Genomic DNA, 23,615 nt, shown 5'->3' with positions numbered 1-23,615 from the left:
CGGTTGGCCCTCCTCTCGGAGGGCAGTCGAAAACTGTTCGTCCGCGGCCGGTCGGGTTTCCGCCGCGGACCGCTCAGGCACGGACGATGGCCAGTACCTCGTCGGTCAGCGCCGCCACGGCCTCCTCGTCGGGCGCCTCGACGTTCAACCGCAGCAGCGGCTCGGTGTTGGACGCACGGAGGTTGAACCAGCGGTCGCCGAAGTCGACCGTCAGCCCGTCCAGCTCGTCCACCGACGCACCGCTGCGGCCCTCGTAGGTCTTCTTCACCGCGGCGAGCCGGCCTGCCTGGTCCTCGACCGTGGAATTGATCTCGCCGGAGGCGGCGTACCGCGAGAACCGCGCGGTCAGTTCCGACAGCGTGCCCGGCTGCTCACCCAGCGCGGCGAGCACGTGCAGCGCAGCCAGCATGCCCGTGTCAGCACGCCAGAAGTCGCGGAAGTAGTAGTGCGCCGAGTGCTCGCCACCGAACACCGCGCCCGTACGCGCCATCTCGGCCTTGATGAACGAGTGGCCCACGCGCGTGCGGATCGCCGTGCCGCCCTGCTCGGCGACGATCTCCGGCACGGCCTTCGACGTGATCAGGTTGTGGATGACGACCCCGCCCGGCTCCTTGGCCAGTTCCCGGGTCGCCACGAGCGCCGTGACCGCCGACGGCGACACCGGGTCGCCGTTCTCGTCGATCACGAAACAGCGGTCGGCGTCGCCGTCGAAGGCCAGGCCGACGTCCGCACCGGTCTCCCGGACCTTCGCCTGCAGGTCGACGAGGTTCTTCGGGTCGAGCGGGTTGGCCTCGTGGTTCGGGAACGTGCCGTCGAGCTCGAAGTACATCGCCGTGACCTCGATGGGCAGTCCGTCGAAAACGGTGGGCACCGTGTGGCCACCCATGCCGTTGCCCGCGTCGACGACCACCTTCAACGGGCGGATCCCCGTCAGGTCCACGAGTGACCGCAGGTACTCGGCGTACTCGGACAGCACGTCACGCTCGGTGATCTCACCCGCCTGGCCCGCGAACTCGGGCACACCGTGCTCGACCGTGTCGCGGATCTCCGCCAGACCGGTGTCCTGGCCGACCGGAGCGGCGCCGGACCGGCAGAGCTTGATGCCGTTGTACTCCGCCGGGTTGTGGCTCGCGGTGAACATCGCACCGGGCATACCCAGCTTGCCCGAGGCGAAGTACAGCTCGTCGGTGCTGGCCAGGCCGATCGACACGACATCGAGACCCTGCGACGTCACCCCGTCCGCGAAGGCGGACGCCAGTTCCGGCGACGAATCACGCATGTCGTGCCCGATGACCACCGACGGCGAGTCGGGCTTGATGAGCAGGGCGAACGCGGCACCGAAGTCCCGCACCAGGCCTGCATCCAGCTGGTCACCGACGACGCCACGAATGTCGTAGGCCTTCACGATGGCCGACAGGTCTGACACGCCTCACTCCCAGATCATCCGATTGGTGACTCCCCAGAGCCTGAAATCTCGCCCCGGAGCCTACCCATTCGCCCGATCAACCCAACGGAGCGGTGACGCCACGCGGCCGGAATCACGGAGCGTGCTCCGCCGGTGACGGGATCACCCGAAGCCGACGTCGGCGCGCGCCCTCGCAGCCGGCACCACCGGCATCGCGCAAACGGCCAGGCGGGTCAGGCGTGCCCGGGGAGAACGCGCAGATGTCCGCGCCTGCCCGATTCCGTACCCGTCGTGCCCATCGCGCCCGACTCCCCGGAACGGTCCGTCACCGCGGCCGGCTGCTCGACCGGCTCCGGACGGCCTGCCTCCCGTACGGCCTCGGCCAGCGCAGTCAACTCGTCGACCGTCGGCTCCGGCGGTGAGAAGTCACCCTCGTGCCGCACGACCTCCCAGCCTCGCGGCACGGTCAACCGCATCGCGTGCGCCTCGCACAGGTCGTAGGAGTGCGGCTCGGACGAGGTCGCGAGCGGACCCACCACGGCCGTCGAGTCGCCGTAGGCGTAGGTCAGCGTAGCGACGGCGGGCTCATGACAGCCCGTCCGCGAACACTTCCGTACGCTCCGCACGGTTGATCACGATAGCCCTTCCTCCCGCAAGAGGGGTAGCTGACACGCCCGCCCGCCCGTCGCCCACCACCACCCATCGCGCCGGTGCCGCCCCGTGCAGTAGTCAGTTACGGACCCGGGCAGTCCCTGCGACGGCATACAGACACCAGTGGTTGGCGCCCACCCGTCGCCCGCCACCGCCCATCCCGGCAGTGCCGCCCCCGTGCAGTGGTCGAGTACGGACCCAGGCCATCCCTGCGACGGCATACAGCCACCCAGCAGTAGGCGCCCACCGGTCGCCCACCACCGCCCATCCCGGCAGTGCCAATCGCGTGCGGTGGACGCGTACAGGCTTCGGCAATCCCGATAGGTGGTCCTGCCGAGTGGGTCGCCGGGAAGGTTGGTGCGGTCGGGGTGGGCGGATAGGTACCCTTGGCCCGGTGACGACGGCTCGAGGTGCACGGTTTCGACGGCGCATGCGACGCGACCGCCACGGGCGGGGCCTCCGCGGCCCGCTGTATCCGGCCAGCCTGCCCGCCGCGTCGAGTCCCGCCGAGCGGTTCGACTCGCTGGTGCTGGACGCACTCGAACCCATCGAAGGTCGCTGGCGCAGCGAGCTGACCAAGCTCGACGTCGCTGTCGACGACGTCCCGGAGGTCAAGGACGGCCCGCCGGGCACCGTCGACGAAGGGGTGCTGCACGACGGGGCCGTGCCGTTGTCGCGGCTGGTCCCGGCGGGGGTCGACCGTTCCGGTCTGCCGACCCGCGCGCGCATCGTGCTCTACCGCAGGCCGCTCGAAGCGCGCGCCCAGGACCCCTCCGACCTGGCCGATCTGGTGCACGACGTGCTGGTCGAACAGATCGCCGCCTACATCGGGGTGGAGCCGGACATTATCGACGGCGGCCACTGACCCGCCACCGCATCACCGGCCGCGGGACGTCCGCGCCCTCCCCGGAACCGCCGTGAGCGCCGCGAACAGCAGCGCGGCCACGCTGACGAGCAGGAACACCGAGTGCCACGGCGCGGTGTAGCGCACCACGACCTCCGATTCCGACTCCGGTACCGCCACCGACACCTGGTGCCCCCACGCGGGCGTGATCGGCACCGGCTCGCCGTCCACCGTGGCGCTCCACCCCGGTTCGTACTCCGCGGCCAGGACCAGGAGCCTGCCGTCCGGCCCTTCGGAGACGCGGACACGCGCGTCGGGCAGGCGCGCGTCCACCGGCGCGATCGCCGAACCGCGCATGAGCTCGTCGTTCGGGGCGCTTCCACTGACCGCACGATGAGCCTGTTCCGGGGACACGAGCGTGACCTGGCCCGCCTCGGGGGTCAGGCGCAGAACCGCGCGGCCGTCGGACGCCGAAGGTGCGGAACGCACGAGATCGCTCGCGTCGCTGCGCAGCGCGTCGCCGTTCTCGCCGGGCGGCAGCACGACGAACTCGACACCGGCCGCGGCGGCGTTCGTCACGGCGTCGCGGGAGCCGCCGAGTAGCCCGTTGCGCCAGCCTTCGAGCCGCTCGGCCATGCCCCCGACGGGAGACAGTGCGTCGTCGCCGAACCCTGGGGTGCGCCCGGCCGTCAACCGGTCCGGCGCCGACCCGCCCGGCCCGTCGTGGCCGAGCACCAGGACGCCACGTCCACTGTCGTCGAGCTCGTCATCGAGCGCCGCGGGCAGGCGGACACCGCCGCCCGTGCGCACCTCGCCTGCACCTCCGAGCAACGCGGCCGTCGCGAGCACGGCCAGCGTGACGGCCGAGCCGCCGAGCACCGCGGTCCTCGGCGCACCGGCACCCGCACGGGCACCCGCGCCGAGCCGGCCGCCGAGCACGACGGCGACGAGCCCGGCAGTGACGATCACCAGCGGCGCCCCGGCGTATCCCGGCATGGCGTCACCGCCCGTGACCGGTTCGGCCCGCACGAGCTGCGTCACGGCCGCGCCCGCGCAGCCGATCACCACGAGCATCGCCCCCGCGGCCATCCGCACGGACGCCGCGACCACGACCGCGACCACGGCGACGACCACCAGTACGAGCCCGAGGGGCACGCCGCCCGACGGATGCAACCCGACCAGGCCCACCGCGGATGCCGCGTCGGCGGGGCCCGTGAGCCCGTGCAACAGCAACTCCGGATGCCTGACGAGCGTGGGCAGCCACGGCAGGGCGAGCGCGAGCGGCAGCAACACCACCATGGTCAGCGCGGGCAGCCCCTGCCAGGACCGGCCTCCCGGGACGGGCAACGTCACGAACGCGACGACCAGCCCCAACAGCACCATGCCGTAACTGATCGGGGAGAACACCCCGATCAACGTCATGCCCAGCCCGCACCACGCGCCGAGCGGCAGTCTGCGCACGTCGTTGCTGGTCAGCAGCGACGCGATGCCGGCGACGACCGCGGGCAACGCGATGTGGACGACCACCACACCGATCCGCCCGGACGCGACCGCGTCGACCGCAGCCGGAGCCAGCGCGTAGGCGGCGGCCGCGCCCGCACGCGCCCACCGCCGCGTGGTGAGGCGCCGCGTCGCCGCGTAGGCGACGAGCGCCGAGGCGGGAAGATCGAGCAGCAGAAGCAGCGACACGGCCACGGCCGGGCCGCCGAGCACCGCGCCCGCAGCCCCCAGGACGGCCAGCGCGGGCGAGCCGGCGCTCGTCGTGCCGCCCGCTACCCCGTGCCACGCGTCGAGATAGGCCGACCACACGGCGCCGAGGTCGCCGACGGGCAGCAGCGCGCCGCCTGCGAGATCGAACCCGAGGCGGTCCCCGACGATTCCGTGGAGCAGCAGGGACAGCACCGCGAGCGATCCGGCCAGCACGGTCGGGGGTGCGATCAGGAATCGTCGCCACGCGGGCCCGTCCTGCCGCGTGTCCGGCCGGGCCTGTGGCACGGAGTCGTCCGACGGCCGTGCCTCGTCCGGTTGCCGTGTCCCGGCCGATTCCGGTGTCTCGTCCGGGTCGTCGGCGTGGTCCGAACCGGCCGTCACGTCCGGCGGTTCCTCGTCGGCGGCCTCGTCCGCGCCCACCGGTTCGTCGGCGCCCACCGGTTCGTCGGCGCCCACCGGTTCGTCCGCGCCTGCCTGCTCGTCTCCGTCAGCCTGCTCGTCCCCGTCAGCCTGCTCGTCCCCGTCAGCGGTCACGTCGGGCGGCACCGAGTCCGTAGCCGCCTCGTCCGAACCGGCCACGTCGTCCACACCGGTGGTTGCGGCCGAATCGGCTTCGTCTTGGCCTGCGCCGGGGCCGTCGGATTCGGCAGGGCCGGACTGCGATGTTCGGGGCACTGAGTCACTCCGGGGCTCGAGGATTACCAGCGCGGGAGGATCACCAGCGCGGGGAATCACCGACCGCGACGGATGACCTACAAGCGGATCACCCGTCGCAGCGTCAGCGTGTGAACGTCGCAGGCACCCGCCTCGGACTCTCCCCTCGCGCGCACTCGCGTGCGCACGTTACGCCTGCCCGTACGAGTGAGTCGCGCGGACCGTCAGACGGCGCGCTTCTTCAGCTTGCGGCGCTCCCGTTCGGACAGTCCGCCCCAGATACCGAAGCGTTCGTCGTGCGCCAGCGCGTATTCGAGGCAGTCGTCCTTGACCTCGCAGCCCTGGCAGATCCGCTTGGCCTCGCGTGTAGAACCGCCCTTCTCGGGGAAGAACGCCTCCGGGTCGGTCTGCGCGCAGAGAGCGCGTTCCTGCCACTCCTGCTCTTCGGTGACGTCGAGCAGCTCCGCGAGAGCCTCGAATTCGCCGTCCGCCTGAGCCGCCCGGTCCACCGGCCGCCCCCGCTCGGTTCCCGTCATGTCCAACCGCACGTCCGCCTCCTCGCTTTCACGCACTCCCAGGCTGGCGGTGTTCGTCCCCTGAGCCCGTCAGACCGGTTCGCAGTGCGAACCTGCCCTGCACTGCCCCCCTTCGGCAGCGAATGACATCAATGTGATTACACCTGTGTAGTGCGGCGAGGTCAAGCGGAGTAGCGAGGATGGGGGATAGATCGCGGCGGTTTTGCAAGCGGACACGCCGAGCGAACCACACGCCGATCTCACACCTGGTTCCGCAACCGATCCCACCACGGTGAACGAGCCTCCGTCGACCCGGCCGCACCGATCGGCGGACGTGTGGACCGGACCACCGGTCGCAGCCGCCCCCGCCACTTACACCGGCCATGCACCCGATGCGCGAGGATGGGCACGTGCAACGTTCGGTGGTCCGGCCCAGCCCGCTCTTCTACGCCCTGCTCGCCACTACAGCCGTGGGCGGCGTGCTCTGCGCACTGTTCCCGCCGCTGTCGGTCGGCCTCGACGGGGTCGACCGCGACGTCGTCGGCACGCTCGGCGTCGTCGTACTCGTCCTCGGCGGCTGGGCGGTGTCACTGACACTGCACGAGTTCGGTCACGCGATCGTGGCCTACCGCGGCGGTGACAGGGAGGTCGCACTCAAGGGCTACCTGTCGATGGACATCCGCCGGTACACCGATCCGGTGCTGTCGCTGGTGCTGCCGCTGATCATCCTCGCCATCGGCGGTATCCCGCTGCCCGGCGGCGCGGTGTGGATCAACCGGTGGGCGCTGCGCTCGCGCAAGGTGTCGTCGTGGGTGTCGCTCGCGGGTCCGCTGAGCAACCTCGCCCTCGGCATTCTGCTGACGCTCGTCGTCGTGCTCGCCCCGCTGCCCGCCGGACTCATGATCGGCCTGTCCTACCTGGCCTCGGTGCAGATTCTCGCGTTCGTGCTGAACATCCTTCCCGTGCCGGGACTTGACGGCTACGGCGCGATCGAGCCGTACCTGTCGCCGCAGGCGCGGGAGTTCGGTGCGAAGGCCCGACCATGGGCTCCGCTGGTGCTGTTCGCCTTCATCATCGCCGTGCCCGGAGTGAGCGCCGCGCTGTGGGACGTCACGGGCGCCATCTTCGGCGCGGTCGGCGGCAGCGACATCGCCGCACAGCTCGGCCAGCTGGCGTTCATGTTCTGGCGCTGACCCACCGCAACCCCGCCGCAACGGAGCCCAGGCTCGCTGCCGGCTGCATCCCGCCGGTACACCGGTCCCGGTACACCGGTCCCGGTACACCGGTTCCGGTACACCGGTCCCGGTGCCTCGGTTCCGTTGTGTCGGTTCCGTTGTGTCGGTTCCGTTGTGTCGATCCGAGCGTGTCGATCCCGGCGTGTCAGTCGCGGCCGGGTGGCACGTCACCACGGCCTGCGGCCGGGGCCGGGGCCGGATGGGCGGCGAACCACTTGTCCGCCCGCTTCGCGACCCGCTTGAGGCCGGACCGCTCACCCAGATAGTCGGCGGCCATGCCGATACCGGGCAGCAGCCCGAACGCCTTGTGGTAGAAGCGCCCGCTCGGCCGTTTCTCCAGTTCGTCCGGGATCTCCTGCAGGGACCGGCCGAGGTGCCACAGCGTGCGGGCCACCGTCTTCAGCGAAGCCTTGCCACGCGCGGAGCGTTCGCCGTCGAGTTCCTCGGTGAGGCGCTCGGTCTCGGCGTCCTCGGCGTCACGGTCGGCGTTCCTGCCCTCGGCGAGCTCGGCCGGGATGTCCCGTTCGAACAGCACCCAGGCGATCAGTCGCACCCGCGTGGCCACATCCGTGTGGCCGCGTTCGCCTGCGAGCGCACACAGCAGCAGGCCCTGACCCGCCGCGCCGATGGTGTCCTGCACCGGCAACAGGTCCGACACCGCGCCCGCGATTCCGGGGACGGCCGCGAGCAACGAGGTGAACCGGCCCACCCGGCCCGTCCACCACTTCGTGCGCGCCTCGGTGTCCATGTCCGTCCACGCGGCGGTGCCCGGCAGTTTCATGGCGTTGAGCCCGTGCAGCAGCCGGTCGCGCACCCGCGGCTCGTCGATCACCGGGTCCTCGGCTTCACGCGCCAGCACCGAGAACGGGTCCTTCTCCCGCAGGGCGTCCACGAGCGGCCCCGTGGCACGCACGTAGGGACGCAGCACGCTGACCACGTAGGCGTCGGTGATGTGCTCGGCCATGTCCGCGTCTACCTCCGTGTCGGTGTCGGGCTCGGCCCGGTGCGCTTCTCCTGCACCGACGACTTCCGCCGGTTCGCGTCCCGTGCCGCGCGGCCAAGGACACCGCCGAGCACGAGCGCCGCGGGAAGCGCCCCGCAGGCGAGCAGCAGCAGCGTACGCAGGTCCGCGACGAGCACATGGTCGTCGCCGGGGCCCGCGATGCCCACCACCAACACCGTCAGTACCCACACCCCGAGCGGCACCATGCCCAACCTGCGCTCACCGAGCCTGCTCGCCGCAGCCACCAGCCACGGCGTCGTCAGGGCAGCGAGCACCACCACGATCGGGAACGGCACGTCGCCGAAACGCGGCAGCAGGGTTCCGTCGAGCCGGATCGGCAGGAAGAACAGTTCCAGCAGCGCCAGCAGCACAGCGTCGACCGAGAGCAGGACGAGCCACGCAGCCGTGGCCATCCGCGGCCGCTCGGCACTCACCGCAGCCCTCCGAACAGATCGGTTTCCGCACCCTCGGCCGGGCCGTGGGCCAGCACGAAGTGCTCGGCCCCGGGAACCGGCTGGGCGATGCCGTTGGACAGGGCGAAACAGTCCGGCCCGACGTCGACCTGCGTCTCGTGGGCGGCGAGCGCGGCGAACTTGCGCCACCGGTGCGCGCGGATGTCGACCACCGTCGTGACTGCCTCGTCCGGAGTCGTCGGCAGCTCGTCGTCGGCGGGCACCCGGAACCCGACGTCGCCCGCGGCGCGCAGGGCGGCCAGGCCGTCGGTCACCGCCCTGCGCGAGGACACCGTGTGGAACACCCGCTGCACCGACGCTGCCCGCGGCGCCGCCGCCATGGTGATCTCGTGGGCACGGATGTGGTCCGGATGGCCGTACCCGCCGTGGCTGTCGTAGGTGACGACGACCTGGGGCCGCAGCTCGTCGAGGATCGCCGTCAGCTGTTCGGCCTGCTGGTCGAGGTCGCCGACGACGAACGCGCGCGGATGCTCCGCCGACGGCGTGCCCGCCATCCCCGAATCGCGCCAACGGCCCATGCCGCCGAGGTAGCGGTGGGCGGTCCAGCCCAGGGCCCGTCCCGCAGCGGCGAGCTCCGCACTGCGGTATCCGCCCAGCTGGTCGCCCGCCCACGCGCCGAGTTCGCTCAGGGCGGGCGGAATGATCTCGCCCTCCTCACCGAGCGTGCACGTGACCACGGTCACATGTGCCCCCTCGGCCGCGTAGCGGGCGATCGTGCCGCCCGTCGTGATGCTCTCGTCGTCCGGATGCGCATGCACCAGCACGACCCTGCGCCCGTCGGTCCCGCGCTGCCGGTCGGTCCCGCGCTCATCGTCCGAGATCACAGCTCAACATTAGTTCCTTCGGCCCGTCCCTCGAACGGCCCATGTCGACTATCCTCGCGGCCACGTCCACGACCACCGAACGTGGCACCCGAACCCGCACTCGAAGGGCATCTGGTGAGCACAGAAACACAATCACCGCAGGCCGCCGGCACAACCGGGCCAGTCCTGTCCATTTCGGACCTCAACATCTCGTTCAAGACCGAGGACGGTCCGGTCGATGCCGTCAAGGGCATCAGCTTCGACGTCGAACCCGGGGAGATCCTCGCGATCGTCGGTGAGTCCGGGTCGGGTAAGTCCGTGACCTCGATGTCCGTTCCCGGGCTGCTGCCGAAGACGTCGTCGATCACGGGTGCGCGCAAGGTCGAGGACCTCGACCTCGGCGGGCTGCCACCCAAGGAGCTGCGCAAGCACCGCGGCAACGACGTCGCGATGATCTTCCAGGAGCCGATGACCGCGCTGAACCCGATGTACACCATCGGCTGGCAGCTGCGGGAGTCGCTGCGGGCGCACAACAAGAACATGTCGAAGGCCGCCGCCGACAAGCGCGCCGTCGAGCTCCTCGAACTGGTCGGCTTCCCCGAGCCCGAAACGCGGATCACGCAGTATCCGCATCAGCTCTCGGGCGGTCTGCGCCAGCGGGTGGTCATCGCGATGGCGATCTCCTGCGACCCGAAGATCATCATCGCGGACGAGCCGACGACGGCGCTCGATGTGACCGTGCAGGCGGAGATCCTCGGGCTGCTGCGCAAGCTGCGCGACGAGCTCAACACCGCGATCGTGCTGATCACCCACGACATGGGGGTCGTCGCCGACCTCGCCGACCGCGTGCTCGTGATGTACCACGGCGAGATCGTCGAACAGGCGCCCGTCGAGGACCTGTTCGCGAACCCGCAGGAGGACTACACGCGGCGCCTCCTGTCCGCGGTGCCCGTGCTGGGATCGCGCCCTGCGGGACGCAGGCTCCTCGAGTCCGAGCCTGCCGCGACGTCCGAGCCCGAGATCTCCGATTCCGAGGTCGCGGAACGGCTCAAAGCGGTCGAAGAGGAACTCGCGAGCGAGGTCAAGGACGAGGCACCCGCTCTCGAACTCAAGAACATCGTGCTGGAGTTCCCCGGCCGTGGCCGCAAGAACAAGGTCCGCGCCGTCGACGACGTGTCGCTGAGCATCCAGCGAGGCGAGATCGTCGGCCTGGTCGGCGAGTCCGGCTCCGGCAAATCGACCGTCGGCCGGTGTGCGACCCGGCTGCTCGACCCGACCTCCGGCACCGTGTCCGTCGGCGGCCGTGACATCACGAAGCTGTCGACGAAGCAGCTGCGGCCGCTGCGCCGCTACTTCTCCATCGTCTTCCAGGACCCGGCCTCCACGCTGGACCCGAAGATGACGATCGGCGAATCGATCGCCGAGCCGCTGGTGCTGCACAAGGTGCTCTCCGGCACGGCGCTGACCTCGCGGGTGACCGACCTGCTCGACCAGGTGCAGCTCTCCGGCCACTACCGGAACCGCTACCCGCACGAGCTCTCCGGTGGTCAGCGGCAGCGCATCGCGATCGCACGCGCGCTGGCGCTCGACCCGAAGCTGCTCATCGCGGACGAGCCGACGTCGGCGCTCGACGTATCGGTGCAGGCCAAGGTCCTCGACCTGTTCCTCGACCTGCAGCAGCGCCTGAACTTCGCGTGCCTGTTCATCAGCCACGACCTCGCCGTCGTGGACCTGCTGGCCGACCGGGTCGCGGTGATGCGCAAGGGCGAGCTGGTCGAGGTCGGCGAACGGGACCAGGTGCTGCACGACCCGCAGCACGACTACACCAAGCGCCTGCTGGCCGCCGCCCCGGTGGCCGACCCGACGAAGCAGCGCGAACGCCGCGAAGCCTGGGAGGCGGGCCGCTACACGCTCGCCGAATGAGATAGCCGCAGCCGGCGAACGGGGCGGTGGTCGATTCCGAAAGGAACGGCCACCGCCCCGTTTTTCAGCGGGCACCGAATCCCGCGCGGATGGGCACCCGGCACCGGAAAATCCCTCGAGCACACGAAAACGGGCGCGAGGAGATCCTCGCGCCCGTCCTCCGGCACATCCCGTTTCGCCGAGCGCCGAGGCCACGCCCGGAGATCCGCTACGAGTCCCCGGCGGCACCGAGCCCCAGCGGCGCTGAGTCTCCGGCGGCACCGAATCCTCGGCGGCACTGAATCCTCGGCGGCAGTGAATCCCCGGCCAGGCTGAGCCCCCGGCGCTCAATCCCCGGCGGCCCGCTACGGAACCGAAACGGGCCGCCACCCCGTGGGGTGGCGGCCCGTCGTCGGCCTCACGCCTTTACGCCCCGCTGGCGCGGGTCGAAGGCGTCCCGCAGCCCGTCACCGATGAAGTTGATCGTCAGCGAGATCAGAACCAGGACCGTGAACGCACCGAAGAACAGCCACGGCCTGCCCTGCATCTGCTCGTAGTTCTCCGAGATCACCAGGCCGAGCGAGGTGTCCGGGATCTGCACGCCCAGGCCGATGAACGACAGCGCCGCCTCGGCCAGCACCGCCTGCGCCACGGCGAGCGTGGCGTTCACGGTGATGGTGCCGACCATGTTCGGCACGAGGTGTTTGAACACGACCCGTCCGGTACCGGCACCGGAGGCACGTGCGGCCTCGATGAACTCGCGTTGCGACAGTGACATCGCCTCGGCGCGGGTGATCCTGGCGATCGGCATCCACGCGAACATCGCCAGCACCAGTGCCACGACGTACCAGCTGCCGCTGAGCACCCGCACCATGATCGCCGCGGCCGCGATCGACGGCACGATCAGGAACAGGTCCGTCAGCCGGGAGATCGCCGAGTCGGTGAACCCGCGCAGATAGCCGGCGAGCGCACCGAGGACGACGCCGATGATCGTCGTCAGCATGGCCACGGTGATGGCGATGAGCAGGGAGAACTGGGTTCCCCTGAGCACCTGGGCCATCATGTCCTTGCCGACCTGGGTGGTGCCGAGCGGGTGTTCCACACTCGGATCCACATAGGACGAGAACGACGCGTCGGCGAAGCTGTGCGGATAGAACAGCGGGACGATGATCGACGCCAGGATGATCAGCGCGAGTACGATCACGCTGCCCATCGCGAGCTTGTGCCGCAGGAACTTCCGCAGCACCATCCTGCCCTGACTGCGGGCCTCCGGAAGCGCCTCGGGGGCGCTCCCGCCGGTGTTCTTGCCGTGGCCGGACTCGACACCGGCCTCCATCGAGTTCAAGTCAGCCAACGCGAATCCTCGGGTCCAGAATGCCGTAAACCAGGTCTGCGATGAGGTTGGCGACGACCACCGCGATGGCGATGACCACGATCCAGCCCATCAGCGTGTTCGGGTCGTTCTTGTTCACGGCCTCGACGAGCACCGAGCCCATACCGTTCCACGCGAACACCCGCTCGGTGATGATCGCGCCGGTCACAACCGTCACGAAGTTCACCGAGAACAGCGTCGTCACCGGGATCAGCGCGTTCCGGAAGGCGTGCCGCATGATCACGCGACCCTGCGAAATGCCCTTGGCCTGCGCCGTTCGGACGTAGTCCATGTTCATCGTCTCCAGCATCGACGACCGCTGGAAGCGGCTGTAGGCCGCGAAGCTGATGAACATGATCGACAGGGTCGGCAGCAGCAACCCGCCGATGTAGGTGATGATCGAGCCGAAGAAGCCGTCCCCGCTGAGCGATTCGGGGCTCGTGGTCTTCAGGAACGGATTGCCCAGCCAGGAATCCCAGCCCAGGTCGTTGATCATCACGTTAAGGTCGATGCCGTACATCTTCAGCACGATCGCCACACAGAAGATCGGCATCGAGAAGAAGATGAACGCCAGCGTCGTGGCGATGTAGTCGATCGGCGAGTACTGCTTCACCGCCGCGAGCACACCGACGGCCACACCCAGCAGCAGCGCGATGATCTCCGCGGCGAGGATCAGCTGGATCGTGACCTCGAAGGCACTCATGACCTTCGGGAACACGGGCTCCATGTTCGAGCCCTGAGCGATGGAAATACCCCAGTCGCCGGTGAGGAAACCACCGAGCCAGTCGAAGTATCTCGGCACGATGCCCTTGTCGAGCCCCAGCTGGTGCGACAGCTGATTGATCGACTCCTGACTCACCCCTGGTTGCGTTCTCAGTTCGCCGAGAGGATCACCCGCGGCCGCGACCATGCAGAAAACCAGGAAACTTCCGACAAACAGGATCGGAATCGAAATCGCCAATCGGCGAAGGATGTAGACAACCAGGTTCAACGACTTGCTCCTAGTCCGAGCGCCGCCCGGAATCATGCGCTACTGCTCGCGCCACGATAGTGGTTCCGAGTGCAGAGTAAACAGGTACTTACGTCGGACGTCGGGGGCCGGACGGTCTGTCCGACCCCCGACGGTCCACGTCAGCGCGATCGAGTGGTCTCACCCACTGTCAGTGAGCAAGAAACCGAGTGATCACTCGGCGGCTTCCCACTCGCCGGCGTTCCACAGCGCACCGTTGTAGGACTGCATGTACACGCGGTCGATTCCGCGGAAGCCCCACATCGACGGCGTGGCGAACAGCGGGAGCGTCGCGTGCTCGTTCGCCAGTGCCTTGTCGGCCTCCTGGTAGTGCTTCCGGGCCTCGTCCTCCTTCGTGGCGGCGACGGCCGACTCGTAGGCCTCGTCGACCTCCTTGCTCTCCAGGCCCTGCCAGTTCTGACCGCCGTCGGAGGAGTAGAGGTCCGCCTGAGTGGTCTTGAACGGCTCCGAGGACCAGCCGAACAGCGCGACGTCGTAGTCACCCTTGTCGACCCGGCCGGCCAGGAAGTTGGCGTCCTGGTCGTCCTTGACCTCGATACCGGCCTTCGCCGCCGCCGACTGGATGATCTCGACGGTCTGCTTCCGGCGGGCGTTCTCGTTGTGGGAGATCTCGATCGAGAGGCGCTTGCCGTCCTTGGCGTAGATGCCGTCGTTGCCCTTCTCCCAGCCACCTTCCTGCAGGATCTTCTCGGCCTCTTCGGCGCCCTGGTCAGCCTTGTCGCTGTAGACGTCCTGGTAGCCGTCCTCACCCTGGAAGAACACGATGCTCTGCAGCACCTCGGCGTCCGGCTGGACACCCTTCAGCAGCTTGTCGACGATCTGCTGCCTGGGCACGACCGCGAAGAACGCCTTGCGGGCGGCCTCGTCGGCGAAGATGCGCTTGAAGTTCAGGTCCAGGTGCTCGTAGGTCAGCTGCGGCGCGGAACCGTAGGTGACGCCCTGGGATTCCAGGTTCTGCATCGTCGTGGCCGCGGTGGAGTCGGGCTGGGTCGACGCGGCGACGTTGATCTCGCCGTTCTCCAACGCGGTGGCCATGGCCTGCGTGTCCGGGATCGTGCGGACGGTGATCTCCTTGGGACCGCCCTTGGCGCCGATCCACTCCGGGTTCTTGTCGAGCACGACGTTGCCGGAGTTCCGGTCGAAGCTCTTGATCTTGTACGGACCCGAGCCCGGCATCTTCTCGGCGTCGAAGCCCTTCCACTCGCCGGCCCAGAACTCGGCGACGTCGGAGACCTTCGGCGAGTCCGGCTTGATCGACGTGATGTCGTCGATTCCCGTCCCTTCCTCCAGGACGTGCGCCGGGAGGACGGCGCCTGCGGAGAACAGGCCCTTGTAGTCGATGTAGGGCTGCGAGAACTCGGCGGTGAAGGTCTGCGCGTCCTTGCACTCGGGCTGTTCGATCAGCTCGTAGCCGGTGCTGGAGGCGACGTTGAACCCCTCGGCCTTACCGGAGTGCGACAGCCAGGCGAGGTAGAGGTCGGAGCAGTCCCACGGCTCGCCGTCGGACCACTTGGCGCCTTCCTTGATCTTCCATTCGACGGTGTAGGGATCCTCGGAGGTGACCTCGATCGACTCCATGACGTCGCCGTTGGTCAGGACCTCGTTGTTGCCGTCGAGCAAGGTCGGGGCGGTGAGCACCGAGGTCAGCACGTAGTTGTTGTACGAGCTGTTCGCGTCCGCGGTGTCGTTGTTGTAGGCGGTGAAGTTGTCGTCGATCGCGACGGTCACCGGGTCCATCTCCGGCACATCGGCGAGTTTGAAGACATCTCCCTCCTGTGCCTTGCCCTCGGCCATGCTCGACACGTCGCCCGACGAGCCGTCCGAGTTTCCTCCTCCGCCGCCACAGGCGGTCAGCACCAGAGCCGACACAGCCGTCACAGCCATGGCGGAGATTGCTTTGGATCTCCTCATTCGTGTGCCCTCCTAGCACTGAAGACTCTGCGGTTGTCCGCACCGCAGAGTCCACACCCTCCGGCCGGTCTGACCGGAGCATATGACACGCCAAGCCACTCGTTTGGCGCATATGCGGAGGAACGCTAGGAACCGGAGGCACTGCGAGTCACCATCTGCCTTGCGATCGTGACCAAAGGGTGACTTCCGCCTAGCGTCCGGACATCCACTTCTTACGTTCGGTAAACATTTGTCGCCCACCGAGTGGCATGTGAGGAGCAATGTAAACCCTGAGACCGAATCTCGGGTATCGAAACCGCGGAAATGTTCGACGGGCGCCCCGGCCGCCCGTCCGGCTCACTTCTCGCCGCGGCTCCACTCGACCGCTGAGGCGAACGGGCCCGCGGGCATCGGCGAGGCTCGCACGCCCTCGACATCGGCCGTCACGGCGACCGTGTCTGTGGGCTGGAACAGGGGAATCGTCACCCCGGCGTCCCACAGCGCCGGCTCAACGGTGCGCAACGCCTCGTCGAGCGGCTTCGAGCCGGTCAGCGCATCCACGATGATCGACTGCAGTTCGGGGTCGCAGTACCCGGCGGGGTTCGCGGGCCGTATCGGATCGCCGTCCGAATCGTCGCTCTGCGCGGTTTCGGTCTCGTTCGATCCGGTATCGGAATCGGACGCGTCGCCGGTGGATCCGCCGGATTCGCCGGTTTCGCTTTCGCTGGATCCGGAACCGTCACCGGAGTCGCCCGGCTCACTTTCTTCCGTACGACCGTCGGCCGATTCCGAACTTTCGTCGGTATTTCCCGCCCCGGAACCGTCCTCGTCTTCATCGCCGCCGGAGGAGCCACCGGTGACGAGCGGGGCACAGCCGTAGGACGAGGCGAGCGACGACGCCGGATCGCCACTGACAGGGCGCCCGACGACGGCCATGTCGACCTGCACCGCACCGTCGGAGTTCTCACCGGGGGCCAGCAGCCGGTTGAACAGCTCCCGCGGCGCTTGCGGCGTGGCGTCCCTGACCTCGATGCCGGATTCGACGAGCTGGCGCGTCAACTCGTCGGCGACGGCCTTGAACGGCTGGCGCTCGCCCGGTGCCGCCAGCGCGAGCGACAACGGCTGCCCGTCGCGGGTCCAGGTGCCCGCGACCCGTTCGTAGCCGGCTTCCTCCAGCAGCATGCGCGCCTTCCGCGGTTGCGGGCGCCGCGGGGAGGAGTCGGCTTGCAACGTCGCGCGGTAGTCGTCGTCCGAGGGCGGCCGGACGTGCGCTCCCGCCCGCTCGTAACCGGAAGGACCGCCTTCGGCGCCCGCCTCGATGAGCTTGTCACGATCGATGAGGGCCTCGACGGCTTCCCGCACCTGGTCGTCGGCGAGCGTGGCGACGGGACGCAGCAGCGTGGAGACGACGTAGGGCCGCGGCACCTCCGACACCGACACGTCGTCGCCGAGGCCGTCGAGTCGTTGCCTGACCGTCTCGTCGGTGCCGACGACGGCGAGCTGGTCGGTACCACTGCCCAACGCGCCCGCGAGCGCCGACGGGTCGGCCCTGCGGAGCACGACCCGGTCGACGGCGGCGGGGTTCTCCCAGTACCGCTCGTTGCGCTCGAGGACGATCTCGCCCCGGGCCGAGTCGATCGTCGTGATCGCGAACGGACCGCCGTATGCGGGGAAGCTGTCGCTCAGCGCGTTCTGCCAGCCGCCGGGAACGTCCTTCATCAGGTGCTGCGGCAGCAGGTGGTCGAACAGCGTCCGCCACCCCGGATACGGCTCGGAAAACTCGACGTCGACGCGCTTGCCACCGTCCGCAGGACGGATCTCGGAGATCAGCCGGTAGCCCGCATCGCCCACGACGCCGGGCTGTGACGTCATCGCCTCGTGCAGGTAGACGAAGTCCTCGACAGCGATGGGCGCACCGTCGGACCAGGACGCATCGGGACGGATCCGGTAGGAGACGGTGAACGGGTCGTGCGCGGTGACCTCGGCCGACTTCATGAGCCGCTCGTCGAGCACCCGCCCGCCATCGTCACCCTCCCGGAAGACCGACGGCAGCAACATCGTCGCCAGCGCCTGGGTCGTCGTCGACTGGTCGGCGAGGTTGTGCGGGTTGTAGCCGCCGCCGATGGAGTCGACGGCCACGGCGATGTCCGAGCTGTCACCGGGAGCCGCCGTCGACGTCGCCGCGACGGGCGAGCTGACCACCGGCGGAGGCGGCATGTTCGTACACGCCGTCACCAGCAAGGCCACCAGCGCGAACACGAGCACGGCCGGCTTCCGGCCTGCTCGCCCCCCAATGATCGCGCGCACCTGCCGCTACTCCCCTCGCGTGTCCGTTCCTCCGGCGCGGATTCGGCAACCGGATCGGTTCGAGCCTGCCAGACCGGTTGTCAACTCCCGGCGAGGCCACCATTGCCGACGCACGACCGGGTCAGCCGGTTCCCCCGACGACGGCCCGGCCGCGGTCCGCACACGCGAGAACTCCCGCGCGGGAACCGTCCGGCCCTTTCCCGGACGAGTGTCCCGCACGCCCGCGACCGGCTCAGGAGCGGTCGCGGGCCTTCGCGCGGGAGCGCTCCTTGGCCCGCTGCGGCCCGTCGAGCGTCATCTTGCGCACTCGGACGGCCTTCGGCGCCACCTCGACGCATTCGTCGCTCGAGCAGAACTCCAGCGCCTCCTCGAGGCCGAGTTTGCGCGGCCGGGCGAGGCGTTCGAGCTCGTCGCCCGTGGCCGAGCGCATGTTGGTGAGCTTCTTCTCCTTGGTGATGTTGATGTCGAGGTCCTCGGCGCGCGGGTTCTCGCCCACGACCATGCCCTCGTACACCTCGGCGCCGGGCTCGACGAAGAACTCGCCGCGGTCGGCGAGCTGCAGCATCGCGTACGTCGTCACCGGGCCGGGGCGGTCGGCGACCAGCGAACCGGAGTTCCGCGTGCGAATCTCGCCCGCCCACGGGAAGTAGCCCTCGAAGACATGGTTGGCGATGCCCGCGCCGCGGGTCTCGGTAAGGAAGTCGGTCCGGAAGCCGATCAGGCCACGGGAGGGCAGCACGTACTCGAGCTTGATACGGCCCGTGCCCGAGCCCTCCATCTCCTCCATGCGGCCCTTGCGGGCGGCGAGAAGCTGGGTGATCGAACCCATGTACTCCTCGGGTGCGTCGATGTAGAGCCGTTCGAACGGCTCGTGCAGCTTGCCGTCGATCGTCTTGGTGACCACCTGCGGCTTGCCGACGGTGAGCTCGAAACCCTCGCGGCGCATCTGCTCGACGAGCACGGCCAGCGCCAGTTCGCCGCGGCCCTGCACCTCCCAGGTGTCGGGGCGCTCGGTGGGCAGCACGCGCACGCTGACGTTACCGATGAGCTCCTGGTCGAGCCGCGCCTTCACGAGGCGCGCGGTCACCTTGTCACCGCCGCCGCGGCCTGCCAGCGGCGAGGTGTTCACGCCGATGGTCATCGAGATCGCGGGCTCGTCGACCGTGATCCGCGGCAGCGCGTCGGCGTGTTCCGGATCGGCGAGCGTATCGCCGATGGTGATGTCGGGGATGCCCGCGATCGCGACGATGTCGCCCGCGGTCGCCTCCTGCGCAGGCACCCGTTCCAGGGCCTGCGTCACCAGCAGCTCAGAGATACGGACCTGCTGGACCTCTCCGCCTTCACGGATCCACGCGACGGTCTGGCCCTTGCGGATCTTGCCCGCGTAGACGCGCACCAACGCGATCCTGCCGAGGAAGCTGGAGGCGTCGAGGTTGGTCACGAGGGCGCTGAGCGGCGCCTCCGGGTCGGCCGCGGGCGGCGGCATGTGGTCGAGCAGGACGTCGAACAGCGGGTCGAGGTTCTCGTTGGCGGGCACCTGCCCGTCGGCGGGCCGTTCCAGGCTCGCGCGCCCGTCGCGGGCGGCCGCGTAGATCACCGGCATGTTCAGCACGGCGTCCATCGCATCGTCGGTCATGCCGTCGATGTCGCCCGCGAGTTCGAGCAGCAGGTCGTGGGTCTCCTCGACGACCTCGGCGATGCGGGCGTCGGCCCGGTCGACCTTGTTCACCACGAGCACCACGGGAAGACCGGCCTCGAGGGTCTTGCGCAGCACGAACCGCGTCTGCGGCAGCGGGCCCTCACTCGAGTCCACGAGCAGCACGACGCCGTCGACCATCGACATGCCGCGTTCGACCTCACCGCCGAAGTCGGCGTGGCCCGGGGTGTCAATGACGTTGATCGTCACCGGACCGTCCTGGGTGTTGCGGCGGATGGCCGTGTTCTTGGCCAGGATCGTGATGCCCTTTTCCCGCTCCAGGTCGCCGGAGTCCATGACGCGGTCCACCAGCTCGTCGCGCTCGTTGAAGGCGCCCGACTGCCGCAGCATGGCATCGACCAGCGTCGTCTTGCCGTGGTCGACGTGAGCCACGATCGCGATGTTCCGGAGGTCTGTCCTGACCTTCTCGGAGGTGAGTGCAGGCACGCGAGAACTCCTGATGCGAAGAGGGTTGGGGTGACCTGCGCCGTCACGGCGACGCCCGGTCTTTTCCCAGCGTACCGGCGGCGGCGATGTGCCCGGCGCCACACCTCGGGACCACCCCGCCGGAGCGCACGCCGCCGCGGCCGGACCGTGTCGTCGGCGGCCACCGGACCGGTGGTCGCAGGCGGCCACGACACCGCCCGCGGCGCGGTGTGGTCAGCGCCACTCTTCACAACAACTGAGGTTGGCCTAACCTAACAGGGGCAATCGACGTCGCCCCTGGAGCGTGCCCGTGGGCAAGAAGAGCAAGTCCGGCAAGCACATCAAAGCCAGCACCAAGCTGGCGGTGGCGCTCGCACAGGAGGACGACCCGAAGTCCGCGGTCCGCGGAATGATCAAGGCCGGTCAGCTGAAGAAAAAGTGCTGCAAGTCGAAACCGCGGTGCAAGAAGTGCCCGGTCATGGCGTTGCAGACGGCCAAGACGATGCAGTCGAAGGTGTCGAAGGCAGCCTGACCCGGACGGCCGGCCGACGCGCATCGGGCCCGGCGCCGCGGGACCGGTCACATCGGCACGACGTTCCGGACGGAGCCCGTGTCGAGCCGTGGTGTCTCGCCCGGGCGGGACCGGTGCCCCGCTCGGTTCACGCGCTCGACCTCAGCCGGCCAGAAGCTCGTTGATCTCGTGGAGCTCGTGACAGGTACGGCTCGCGGCGAACTCGATGACCTCGTACGACACGAGATGCCGGATCGAGAGCGGATCGGACGCCAACATCGCGTCCAGCTTCAACCTCGACATCGGGCGCACGATCATCACCTCGCCGCGATGCAGGTCCCTGCGTCCCGACGCGATCAGGTGCTCCTGTTCGTACTGCTTGGTGAGCCACTCGGCGTGGTCCGGCAAGGCGTAGTCCACGTCCGTGACCGGGGCCGTGTAGGTGACCAATACGACGTACATATCTCGACAGTACGTCCGCCACCATCCCAGCGCAGCGTGGAAAACCACCGCGTGTCCTGCACCCAGCACCGCGTGTCCTGCATCCGGCACCGCGTGTCCTGCACTCAGCACCGCGGCGTGCCTCGGCGCGGCCCGGCAGCAGGCTGAGCGGGAAGACCTCGAGGTCAGCCGAGCAGCTCCTCGAGCTCGGGAATCAGCGCGCGGTCGGCAGGCAACCAGTCGACGGCCGCCACCTCGTCCGCGCCGACCCATTGCAGCGCCTTGTGCTCGGCGGCCTGCGGGGTGGCGCCGCTGTCGACCAGTGCGGCGGCGTAGACGCGCAGCACCGCCCCTCCCCGCAACGCGATGTCACCACCGATGCGCACGCCGACGGTGACATCGACGCCGAGTTCCTCGTGGCATTCCCGCACCAGCGCCTCGGTCTCGGACTCGCCAGGCTCCACGCGTCCTCCCGGCAGCTCCCACAGCCCGGCGACGTCGTCGGGATAGGCGCGCTGCCCGACGAGCAGCTTGCCGTCGTCGACGATCGCCGCCCCGACGATCACCCCGTCCATCTCCGCTCCTCACGATCGGCGGTCGTGCCTGCGCCAGCTCACCTCGAATCGAGCACCCCCGTCGGGCGACTCGCCGACGACGACCCGTCCGCCGCGCCGGCGCACCGCTTCGGCGACGAGCGCGAGCCCGAGCCCCGTTCCGCCGGAACTGCGTGCCCGGTCGTCGGAGGCCCGGTAGAACCGGTCGAACACGTGCCCCCGGTGTTCCGGCTCGATGCCCGGACCGTCGTCGTCGACGACCACGCGCACCCACGCACGCATGGCCAGTACCGACACGACGACGCTGCTCGCCGCGTGCCTGCAGGCGTTGCGCAGCAGATTGTCCAGCACGAGTTCGACCTCCGACGGGGCGGCCAGCGCCCACGCCGACGGCACGAGCGCACTGACCCGCATGTCGGGCTCCTCCGCACCGAGCCGTTCGACCGCCGCACGCACCTCGGTGACCAGCTCGACGGGTTCGGCCGCGGGCACCTCCCCCGCATCGGCGCGCGCCAGGGTCAGCAGGCCGTCGAGCAGTGTCGACAGACGTTCGGTCTCGACGAGGATGTCCGCGAGCGTCTCCTGTGCGAGGTCGCCGTCGGAAGCGGCGACGCCGACCTCGGCCTGCACGCGGATCGACGCCACGGGGGACCGCAGTTCGTGCGCGGCATCGCCGGTGAATCTGCGGAGCCGCTCCCCGACCTCGTCGTAGCGGGCCAGCAGGTCGTTGAGCTCGGCGGCCAGCGCACCGAGCTCGTCGGCCGACCCCGGTTCGGGCAGCCGTCCGCCGCTCGGCAGCGCCCGCAGCGACCGGCGCATCCGGCCGACCGGGCGCAGTGCTGCACCGGTCACCAGCCACGTCGTGGCACCCACGAGCACCGCGCCCGCGACTGCGAGTCCGACGAGCAGCATGCCGCCGTCGGCGATCACCGCCGAGGCGCCGGCCAGCGGGTCCTCGGCCACCACGAGGCGCTGCGCACCGTCCGGCGCCGTGGCCACGGTGCCCGCCCAGCGCGTGGGCACGGCATCGTCCGGGCCCTCGAAGGTCACCGCGAGACCGGCCTTGAGATCGCCGACGTGGGCGTCACCGAGCGCGGGAGGTCCACCGCCGTCCACCGGATCGCCTGCGGTGTCGAGCACCCGCACCCGCAGCCCGTCCGACGTGGACGGTGCCGTGCCCGACTCGACTGCCCGTGCCGCCGTCGACACCGCTGCGCGCAGGTCCGTATCGACCCCGCCGAGCAGCCATGGGCCGACGAGGCGCCCCGCCAGGAGAGCGAGCACGAGCAGCACCGCCGCCGCGACAACGGTGGCCACCGCGGTGATGCGCAGCCGCAGACTCCTCCTGCGCCACCAGCGACGCGGATCCTTCATGCGACGGGCCGGGCTCGTCACGCGCCGGTCGCAGAATCCGAGGCAGGGTCGCCCGCGACGTACCCGTGGCCGCGCACGGTGCGCACGAACGCGGTCGCCCCCACTGCGTCCAGCTTGCGCCGCAGATAGCCCACGTACACCTCGACCACGTTGCGCGTGGCGGCCCGCTGGTCACCCCACACCGATTGCAGCAGCTCCTCCTTGGTCACCACCGTGCCCGCGCGGCCCGCGAGCGCCTCCAGCAACGCGTACTCCCTGGGACTCAGCGGCACCGGCTTGTCCCGCCAGTACACCTCACGGCGTCCGCGGTCGAGCACGAGCGGGCCGATCCGCAACTGTCCGCGGACACCTTCGGCCGCGGTACGCCGCAGCGTCGCACGCACCTGCGCGACGAGGACGACGAACGAGAACGGCTTCACGACGTATCCGTCTGCGCCGAGGTCGAGACCGTCCGCCTGGTCGACCTCGCCGTCCTTGGCCGAGATGAGCAACACCGGCGTCGTCACGCCGTCCGCGCGCAGGCGTTCGAGCACGCGGTAGCCGGAAAGGCCGGGCAGCATGATGTCGAGCAGCACGACGTCGAACGCCCCGGTCCCGGCGAGGCTCAGCGCGGTCGGACCGTCGGCGGCCACGGTGACGTCCATGCCCTCGGCGCCGAGGCCACGGCTCAGCGCCTTGCGCACACCCGCTTCGTCGTCGACGACCAACACTCGTGGTTCCACAGGTGTCAGGATGCCGCTTTCCCGGCGTCGGCGCGGGATCTCTCAGCGCTCTCTCAGCGTGGCGGGTCTTCTCAGCCCGGTCTCAGCACCGGCCGCG

At 69.6% G+C, this 23,615-nt stretch carries 20 protein-coding genes; 4 read left to right on the top strand and 16 right to left on the bottom strand.

Annotated features, from left to right (window positions below; all coding sequences use genetic code 11):
• Positions 1 to 73: 73 nt before the first annotated feature.
• Both FB384_RS13850 and FB384_RS13845 read right to left on the bottom strand, forming a co-directional pair.
• Positions 74 to 1,426: a phosphomannomutase/phosphoglucomutase gene (locus tag FB384_RS13850; protein ID WP_183783284.1), complete on the bottom strand. Its 1,353-nt coding sequence runs from the start codon at positions 1,424 to 1,426 to the stop codon at positions 74 to 76.
• Between the two features lie 212 nt (positions 1,427 to 1,638).
• Positions 1,639 to 2,031 carry a DUF3499 domain-containing protein gene (locus tag FB384_RS13845; protein WP_183783282.1) on the bottom strand — a complete coding sequence of 131 codons (393 nt, stop codon included), beginning with the start codon at positions 2,029 to 2,031 and terminating at the stop codon, positions 1,639 to 1,641.
• A gap of 455 nt (positions 2,032 to 2,486) precedes the next feature.
• On the opposite strand from FB384_RS13845, the gene FB384_RS13840 reads away from it, so the two are divergent.
• On the top strand, positions 2,487 to 2,921 hold the full coding sequence (locus tag FB384_RS13840; RefSeq protein WP_183783280.1) for a metallopeptidase family protein: 435 nt from the start codon (positions 2,487 to 2,489) through the stop codon (positions 2,919 to 2,921).
• A 12-nt stretch (positions 2,922 to 2,933) separates the two neighbouring features.
• Here FB384_RS13840 and FB384_RS13835 read toward each other — a convergent pair whose 3' ends face one another.
• Together FB384_RS13835 and FB384_RS13830 are read right to left on the bottom strand one after the other, a co-directional pair.
• Entirely contained in the window at positions 2,934 to 5,285 is a 2,352-nt protein-coding gene (locus FB384_RS13835) for a hypothetical protein (RefSeq protein ID WP_323985230.1), read from the bottom strand.
• A 203-nt stretch (positions 5,286 to 5,488) separates the two neighbouring features.
• Positions 5,489 to 5,812: a WhiB family transcriptional regulator gene (locus FB384_RS13830; protein WP_253855919.1), complete on the bottom strand. Its 324-nt coding sequence runs from the start codon at positions 5,810 to 5,812 to the stop codon at positions 5,489 to 5,491.
• Between the two features lie 377 nt (positions 5,813 to 6,189).
• On the opposite strand from FB384_RS13830, the gene FB384_RS13825 reads away from it, so the two are divergent.
• Positions 6,190 to 6,972, top strand: a complete 783-nt coding sequence (locus FB384_RS13825; protein ID WP_183783278.1) for a site-2 protease family protein — start codon at positions 6,190 to 6,192, stop codon at positions 6,970 to 6,972.
• 187 nt (positions 6,973 to 7,159) lie between these two features.
• Here FB384_RS13825 and FB384_RS13820 read toward each other — a convergent pair whose 3' ends face one another.
• Genes FB384_RS13820 through mshB form a run of 3 tightly spaced genes read right to left on the bottom strand, consistent with a single transcriptional unit; the run spans position 7,160 to position 9,314 of the window.
• Positions 7,160 to 7,978 (bottom strand): hypothetical protein, encoded by an 819-nt coding sequence (locus tag FB384_RS13820; RefSeq protein ID WP_183783276.1) that lies wholly within the window; start codon positions 7,976 to 7,978, stop codon positions 7,160 to 7,162.
• 8 nt (positions 7,979 to 7,986) lie between these two features.
• Positions 7,987 to 8,451 (bottom strand): hypothetical protein, encoded by a 465-nt coding sequence (locus tag FB384_RS13815; protein WP_372497766.1) that lies wholly within the window; start codon positions 8,449 to 8,451, stop codon positions 7,987 to 7,989.
• Positions 8,448 to 9,314: an N-acetyl-1-D-myo-inositol-2-amino-2-deoxy-alpha-D-glucopyranoside deacetylase gene (mshB, locus tag FB384_RS13810; protein WP_323985229.1), complete on the bottom strand. Its 867-nt coding sequence runs from the start codon at positions 9,312 to 9,314 to the stop codon at positions 8,448 to 8,450. The genes FB384_RS13815 and mshB overlap by 4 nt, the downstream gene beginning before the upstream one ends.
• Positions 9,315 to 9,428: 114 nt before the next feature.
• Here mshB and FB384_RS13805 point away from each other — a divergent pair, with 114 nt between their 5' ends.
• Entirely contained in the window at positions 9,429 to 11,216 is a 1,788-nt protein-coding gene (locus FB384_RS13805) for an ABC transporter ATP-binding protein (RefSeq protein ID WP_258938079.1), read from the top strand.
• 397 nt (positions 11,217 to 11,613) lie between these two features.
• Here FB384_RS13805 and FB384_RS13800 read toward each other — a convergent pair whose 3' ends face one another.
• The 5 genes from FB384_RS13800 to typA form a co-directional block, all read right to left on the bottom strand.
• Positions 11,614 to 12,540: an ABC transporter permease gene (locus FB384_RS13800; RefSeq protein WP_372497775.1), complete on the bottom strand. Its 927-nt coding sequence runs from the start codon at positions 12,538 to 12,540 to the stop codon at positions 11,614 to 11,616.
• Between the two features lies 1 nt (position 12,541).
• Positions 12,542 to 13,558, bottom strand: coding sequence for an ABC transporter permease (locus FB384_RS13795; protein WP_183783274.1), 1,017 nt, complete (start codon positions 13,556 to 13,558; stop codon positions 12,542 to 12,544).
• A gap of 192 nt (positions 13,559 to 13,750) precedes the next feature.
• Positions 13,751 to 15,508 (bottom strand): ABC transporter family substrate-binding protein, encoded by a 1,758-nt coding sequence (locus tag FB384_RS13790; protein WP_183783272.1) that lies wholly within the window; start codon positions 15,506 to 15,508, stop codon positions 13,751 to 13,753.
• 336 nt (positions 15,509 to 15,844) lie between these two features.
• The gene (locus FB384_RS13785) at positions 15,845 to 17,794 is read right to left on the bottom strand and encodes an ABC transporter family substrate-binding protein (protein ID WP_323985228.1); all 1,950 of its coding nucleotides are present in this window, start codon (positions 17,792 to 17,794) and stop codon (positions 15,845 to 15,847) included.
• Between the two features lie 232 nt (positions 17,795 to 18,026).
• A complete protein-coding gene (gene typA, locus FB384_RS13780) occupies positions 18,027 to 19,937 on the bottom strand; it encodes a translational GTPase TypA (protein WP_183783270.1) in 1,911 nt (636 codons plus the stop codon).
• Between the two features lie 289 nt (positions 19,938 to 20,226).
• Here typA and FB384_RS13775 point away from each other — a divergent pair, with 289 nt between their 5' ends.
• Entirely contained in the window at positions 20,227 to 20,448 is a 222-nt protein-coding gene (locus FB384_RS13775; RefSeq protein ID WP_183785758.1) for a hypothetical protein, read from the top strand.
• Between the two features lie 141 nt (positions 20,449 to 20,589).
• Here the strand turns inward: FB384_RS13775 and FB384_RS13770 are convergent, their stop codons facing one another.
• The 4 genes from FB384_RS13770 to FB384_RS13755 form a co-directional block, all read right to left on the bottom strand.
• Entirely contained in the window at positions 20,590 to 20,889 is a 300-nt protein-coding gene (locus tag FB384_RS13770; RefSeq protein WP_183783268.1) for a YciI family protein, read from the bottom strand.
• A gap of 164 nt (positions 20,890 to 21,053) precedes the next feature.
• A complete protein-coding gene (locus tag FB384_RS13765; protein WP_183783266.1) occupies positions 21,054 to 21,443 on the bottom strand; it encodes a (deoxy)nucleoside triphosphate pyrophosphohydrolase in 390 nt (129 codons plus the stop codon).
• A gap of 9 nt (positions 21,444 to 21,452) precedes the next feature.
• Positions 21,453 to 22,796 (bottom strand): sensor histidine kinase, encoded by a 1,344-nt coding sequence (locus FB384_RS13760; protein ID WP_183783264.1) that lies wholly within the window; start codon positions 22,794 to 22,796, stop codon positions 21,453 to 21,455.
• 17 nt (positions 22,797 to 22,813) lie between these two features.
• Complete coding sequence (locus FB384_RS13755) at positions 22,814 to 23,518, bottom strand: response regulator transcription factor (protein ID WP_323985227.1); 705 nt, start codon at positions 23,516 to 23,518, stop codon at positions 22,814 to 22,816.
• Between the last annotated feature and the right edge of the window lie 97 nt (positions 23,519 to 23,615).

Origin of the sequence: Prauserella sediminis, assembly GCF_014195435.1 — a bacterium.
In the GTDB taxonomy this organism is placed as follows: Bacteria; Actinomycetota; Actinomycetes; order Mycobacteriales; family Pseudonocardiaceae; genus Prauserella; species Prauserella salsuginis.
Note: the sequence above shows the minus strand (reverse complement) of the source record. Positions and strands in the feature narration are given on the sequence as shown.